Annotated in this window: 7 protein-coding genes; 2 read left to right on the top strand and 5 right to left on the bottom strand. The window is 72.0% G+C overall.

Annotation, left to right across the window (positions count from 1 at the left end):
- The 5 genes from ACFWTE_RS29515 to hisN all read right to left on the bottom strand — a co-directional run.
- A partial coding sequence (locus tag ACFWTE_RS29515; RefSeq protein WP_378783204.1) for an ABC transporter ATP-binding protein occupies positions 1-671 on the bottom strand: 671 nt, incomplete at its 3' end.
- Positions 672-1,682 carry a peptidase M23 gene (locus ACFWTE_RS29510; protein WP_378783203.1) on the bottom strand — a complete coding sequence of 337 codons (1,011 nt, stop codon included), beginning with the start codon at positions 1,680-1,682 and terminating at the stop codon, positions 672-674.
- A gap of 9 nt (positions 1,683-1,691) precedes the next feature.
- Positions 1,692-2,957 carry an ABC transporter permease gene (locus ACFWTE_RS29505; RefSeq protein ID WP_378783202.1) on the bottom strand — a complete coding sequence of 422 codons (1,266 nt, stop codon included), beginning with the start codon at positions 2,955-2,957 and terminating at the stop codon, positions 1,692-1,694.
- A gap of 193 nt (positions 2,958-3,150) precedes the next feature.
- Positions 3,151-3,663 (bottom strand): hypothetical protein, encoded by a 513-nt coding sequence (locus ACFWTE_RS29500; RefSeq protein ID WP_378783201.1) that lies wholly within the window; start codon positions 3,661-3,663, stop codon positions 3,151-3,153.
- A gap of 72 nt (positions 3,664-3,735) precedes the next feature.
- Complete coding sequence (gene hisN, locus ACFWTE_RS29495) at positions 3,736-4,542, bottom strand: histidinol-phosphatase (protein ID WP_378783200.1); 807 nt, start codon at positions 4,540-4,542, stop codon at positions 3,736-3,738.
- 190 nt (positions 4,543-4,732) lie between these two features.
- On the opposite strand from hisN, the gene ACFWTE_RS29490 reads away from it, so the two are divergent.
- A complete protein-coding gene (locus tag ACFWTE_RS29490; protein ID WP_378783199.1) occupies positions 4,733-5,317 on the top strand; it encodes a TetR family transcriptional regulator in 585 nt (194 codons plus the stop codon).
- 14 nt (positions 5,318-5,331) lie between these two features.
- Complete coding sequence (locus ACFWTE_RS29485) at positions 5,332-5,622, top strand: DUF2087 domain-containing protein (protein WP_378783198.1); 291 nt, start codon at positions 5,332-5,334, stop codon at positions 5,620-5,622.
- The last annotated feature ends 93 nt before the right edge of the window (positions 5,623-5,715 follow it).

Raw genomic sequence — 5,715 nt, 5'->3', positions numbered from 1 at the left:
GCCCCCTTGGGGTCGTGGGTCACCACGACCACGGCCGAGTCGCGGATCCTCGCCTGCTCCAACAGCTGGTCCATGATCATGGTGCTGCTCGCGGCGTCCAGGGCGCCCGTGGGCTCGTCCGCGAGGACCAGGCCGGGGTCACGGCTCAGGGCGCGCGCCAGGGCCACACGCTGCTGCTCACCGCCGGACAGCTGGTGCGGCTCGGAGTGCAACCGGTGCCCCAGACCCACGGACTCCAGGAGCTCGCGGGCCCGCGAGCGGCGGCTCAGCAGCGGCACCCCGGCGATCACGAGGGGCACCGCCACGTTGGCGAGGGCGGTGCGCCGCTCCAGCAGGTGGAACTGCTGGAAGACGAAGCCGATGCCCTCGCCCCGGAGCCGGGACCTGCGCCCCTCGCCGAGCGCGGTGGTGTCCACCCCGTCGAACGCGTAGGTGCCGCCGCTGGGCTTGTCGAGCAGGCCCAGGATGTTCAGCAGCGTGGACTTGCCCGAGCCGGACTGCCCGACGATCGCCACGACCTCCCCCCGCCGCACCTGGAACGTGCAGTCGTGCAGGACGTCGATGCGGTCCCCCGACACGGTGAAGTGCCGGGTCACCTCCTCCACGCTCAGCAGGGGGGCGGAGTCCTGCGGGGGAGCCCCGATCTCCGGGGCCGGTACGTGGACCGACATCTAGCCCTCCCCCTCCACCAGGTCCTCCTCGGTGTCCTCGGCACCGGGGACGTCGAAGCGGGGGTCGAGCGGCACCGGGTCCATGATCATGTCGCCGACGCTCAGCCCGTCGCTGACCTCGACGAAGGAGCCGTCGGACACCCCGAGCCGAACCTCGCGGACCTCCTCGGAACCGTCGTCGGCGACCAGCACGACCTCGCCCTCCTCGGAGGTGCCGCGCACCGAGGTCACCGGGACGACGAGTACGTTCTCCGCCCCACCGGTGGCGACGGAGAGCTTGCCCTGCACTCCGTCGAAGACCTGGAGGTCCGAGGAGACACTGCAGACGAGCTCACTGCCGCCACCGCCACCGCCCTCGCCGCCGGCCTCGCCCCCGGCGTCCTCACCGGCACCGTCGCCCGCGCCGAGGGACAGGAACTCGCAGACGTCGGCCGGCGGACCCCTGTCGATCTTGAGCATGATGTCCTCGGGGTCCTCGTAGAACCTGTAGAGGTCGTTGGCGGGGATGGCGGCGACCGCGCGGAACGCGTCCGGGGCGACCTTCGCGGCCGCGGCTCCGGGCTCCAGCACGTCGCCGACGAGAACGTCGTCCAGCCCCGACACCGTGCCGCTCGCCGGCGCGTACAGGGTGATCTCGGTGGTCGCCGGGGCGGATGACTCCTCCCCGCCGTCCTCCGGGGGAGCGCCCTCGTCGGGCACCCTCACGTTGAGGATCGGCGCGCCCTCCTCGACCTCGGCTCCCTCGGCCACCCACAGGTGGGTGACGGTACCGCCGTTGCGCGCCTTGACGCTCTCACCGGGCTCGGCCTCGACGACGGCGTCCAGCACCATCACGGAGCTGATCTCGCCCAGCTCCACCGCGACCGGCACGCCGCCCACGTCCATGGCGCTCTGGTCGAGGAGCATCTCGTCGTCGGCGGAGCCTCCCAGCCGGCCCAACAGGAGGTAACCGGAGCCGGCCAGTCCTCCCAGGACGACCAGGACCGCCCCGATGATGATCCACTTCTTCACGTGTGTCTCCTATTCCCGGAGTCCGGCGACGACGGACGCACCCAGCGCCCGCATCGCGGGGATGATCCCGGCCAGCAGCCCCACCAGTGCGGCGCTGCCCAGGCCGACGAGTACCCCGGCCGGGGGGATGTTCAGTGGGATGTCGTCGGGCAGGGGGACGAAGGCCTCCAGGACCGTGGCGCCGATCGCCAGCACCGCCCAGCACCCGGCGATGGCGATGAGGCCGGCGACCAGCGACACCACGACCGACTCCATGACCACGGCCACGAACAGGGTGAACCGGCTCGCGCCCAGGGCCCGGTAGGTGGCCAGTTCGCGGCGGCGCTCGCGCACGGTGACCAGGCCGACGTTGAGCACGCCCAGCAGGCCGGTGGTGAGGGTGATGACGGCGATGCCCATGAGGGCCCAGGACAGGTAGGTGATGGCCTCGTTCGTCATCTCCGCGTAGTCGGAGCGGTAGGACGAGATCGACTCCTGGCTTTCGACGCCCCAGCGCCACGAGGCCGACTCGAGCCGCTCGGTGAAGATCTCCCCCCACGGGTCGGACGCGGCGGGGTCCTCCGGGTCGATACGTACCTGGTACGTGGTGGCGGAGCCCATCGTGTACATCGCCTCGGCCTCCGACTCCTCCTCCTCGGAGTCGGAGGCCTCGGAACCGAAGATCAGCTCCTCGGTCGCGGGGGAGCGCAGGAGGTAGGCGCTGTACCAGCCGGAGTCCAGGGCGGAGCCCTCCAGGACGCCGATGACGCGCACGTCCATCCAGCGGTCGGTGCCGATCTGGACCTGGGCGAGGTCGCCGAGCGCGGCGCCGAGCTCCTCGTTGACGATCATGACCGGGGCGAGGGACCCGGTGTCGGCGTCGGTGAACCAGCGGCCCTCCAGCATGTTCATCCGCCGGATGTCGCCCAGGGTCGGGTCGACCGCGTTGAAGCCCGCTTCGCTGATCATCGAGTCGCCCGAGCGGATCGTGAGCGGCGCCGCGGGCATCTGGTAGAGCGAGATGTCCTGGCCGCCCGCGCGGACCAGGTCCTCCTCGAAGGCCGCACGGTCGGTGATCGTCTCGTCGAACACGCTGACCTCGAGGGTCGCCGGCCGTCCGGCGTTGGCCTCGCTGTAGGCGGTGGCGAACCGCTGGCCGAAGTCGCTGGCGCTGACCACCAGGACCAGCGCGCCCACGCCGACGACGATGCCCGCGCAGGAGAGGATGGTTCTGGCCACGTTGGCCCGTGAACCGGCGAAGGCCAGCACGATCCCGGCTGTGAGGGAACGCAGCATTCGGCCCCTTCCGTGGTGTCTGTGTGCCGGTGCCGCGACGGCGGCGCCGGGGTGTCCGCGGCTGGCGCGGTGTCATCAGAGCCATCGCAGGGAAGGGTGTGTTCGGTTCACCCCCCACGGGGGGAATTTCGGATTGTCAGCGATTTTCGTTCGGCGTGTCCGAAACCGGGGCGCCGGGCGTGCGGGCCGGGGGTCAGTCCACCTCGAACCCGTCGCAGGTGAGCGGGGTCCCCGACTCCGTGTCGGACCAGATGACGGTGTGCACGCCGCTCTCGGCCGACGCCTCGAAGTCGTCGGGGTAGCGGACGCTGCTCCACTCGCCCGGCTCGGTGTCGGCCACGGCCGCGGCGGACCCTCTGCCGGGCCCGATGACGGAGGCCGTCACGGAGGAGGCCTCCGCGCTCTCGGGCGCCAGGACGCCCAGCTCGACGGAGTCCCCGAGGTCCACGGGGGAGCGTGGGGCGGTGGTCCGCCAGGCGTCGGTGGTCCGGGCGTCCACCGCGGGGGTGCACATGTACGTGGTCGGGTCGAAGAGCGTCTCGGGCCCGCCCGGACCGTCCGCGCTGTCCCTGGCGGAGGCGCGAACGGTGTCGACGATCATCTCGTTGAGCTCCTCGGGGCTGTACCCGTGGCCGCCGCCGCAGGCGGTGACCAGCAGGACGGCGGCACCGCACAGGGCGGCCCCGAGGGGTTTCGTGGTCAGCATACGTCGCACGTTACTACGCAACGTGATCGACTGGGTGCTTACAGTGGTCGGCGTTGGTGGGAAACCGGGAGGTCAGCTCCGGCGCAGCGGCGTGGGGCCGCCGTTCAGCCAGGTCAGCACCTGGTCGTGGATCACGCCGTTGGTGCACACCAGCGGACCGCCGTCCTCGAAGCCCTCACCCCGCAGGTTGGTGGCCCGGCCGCCCGCCTCCTCCAGGATGATCGGCAGCGGAGCCGCGTCCCACAGCGACAGCTCGGGCTCCGCGGCGATGTCCACGACACCCTCGGCGACCATCACGTGCGACCAGAAGTCGCCGTAGGCGCGGGTCCGCCACACCGAGCGCGTCAGTCCCAGGAACGAGTCGAGCCGCCCCTGCTCCTCCCAGCCGGTCAGCGACGAGAAGCTCAGCGAGGCGTCCGACAGGTCCGGCACCTTGGACACGTGGCAGCGCGACGCCTTCGAGAGGCTGCGGCCCTGCCAGGTCCCGGCTCCCTTGGACGCCCACCAGCGGCGGAACAGCGCGGGCGCGGACACCACGCCTACCACAGGCCGGTCGCCCTCCAGGAGGGCGATCAGCGTCGCCCAGACGGGGACCCCCCGCACGTAGTTCTTGGTGCCGTCGATGGGGTCGATGACCCACACCCGGTTGCTGTTGCCCGTCCGGCCGTACTCCTCACCGACCACGGCATCCCGGGGCCGGGCACGGGAGAGGACCCCGCGGAGGGTCTCCTCGACCATCCGGTCGGCCTCGGTCACCGGTGTGAGGTCGGGTTTGGTGTCGACGACGAGGTCGAGCGCTCGGAAACGCTTGAGCGCGATGTCGTCGGCAGCATCGGCGAGCACGTGGGCCAGCCGCAGATCATCGTCAAAGGACGCCATGGCCGGTAACGCTACCCTCCCGGGCACGAACATGGCCAAAGCGGCACACGCGCGTGATCAGAGTGTTAGCGGAGTCCTGTGGGGCTGAAACCGGCTCACGGCCCCCGGGCGGATCCCGGACAAGGCGGTCACGGCCCCGCGGACCGCCGGGTTGAGGGGGACGCGCGAGCGCGGGTGGGAGGATGGGGGCATGGACACGGTGAGCGGACGGACGCGGGCCGAGGGCGCCCCGGCACGGGATCGGCTGATGGACGCCGCCTGCGCCGAGGTCGTCTCCGGCGGCTGGGCCGAGCGCCGCATGGCGGACATCGCCACGGCGGCAGGGGTGTCCCGCCAGACCTTGTACAACGTGTTCGGTAGCAAGGAGGGTCTGCTCCAGGCCATCGTGGTGCGGGAGGTCAACGCCCTGCTGGACAGCGTGGTGCTCCTGCTGGACGCCGAGGACGGCGACCCCGCCCACGCGGTCAGCCGTGCCACCCGACTGGTGCTGCGGGCGGCCCGGGACAGCCCCCTGCTGCACGCGGTGGTGACCGGTGACCGCGACCTCCTGCCGGTGCTCACCACCCGTTCGGCCCCGCTGCTGGACGTCCTGGGGGAGAGGATCGCCGCCATGCTGAACGAGCGCCGCCCCGACCTGGACGTGTCGGTGGCCGACGCGGTCGCCGACGTGAACGTGCGGCTCACCGTCTCCTACGCGCTCCAGCCGATAGACCCGGACGAGGCGGCGCGCCGGGTCGAGACGGTCGTGCACGGAATGCTGCTGGTCGGCCGCTGAGAGGAGCCCGCGGCGTGTGGGACGGACCCCTGTCGGAGAGCGAACGCCTGGAGGTGCTGCGCGCCTGCATGACGGACGGGCGGATCACCGCGATCCCCGTCCGACGCTCCGCCCGGCTGGTCCTGCTCGACCAGGTCGCGTGCGCGTTCGAGCCGGGGGTCCGCTACAGCGGGGCCGAGGTCAACGCGGTCCTGCGCCGGTTCAGCGCCGACGTGGCGGTGCTCCGGCGGGGACTGCTGGACGAGGGTTTCATGGAGTGCGACCGCACCCGGTACTGGCGGTGCGGGGGCACGGTCGACCTGTGACCCCGCGCGGCGCGGGAAGCCCGTCCCCCGCGGGCGCCCGCCGCTCCCACCCGCGGGTTCCGGGGAGGGCGCGGCGGGCGGTGCCACAGGGCC

Source organism: Nocardiopsis sp. NPDC058631 (genome assembly GCF_042716955.1).
Taxonomy (GTDB): Bacteria; Actinomycetota; Actinomycetes; order Streptosporangiales; family Streptosporangiaceae; genus Nocardiopsis.
Note: the sequence above shows the minus strand (reverse complement) of the source record. Positions and strands in the feature narration are given on the sequence as shown.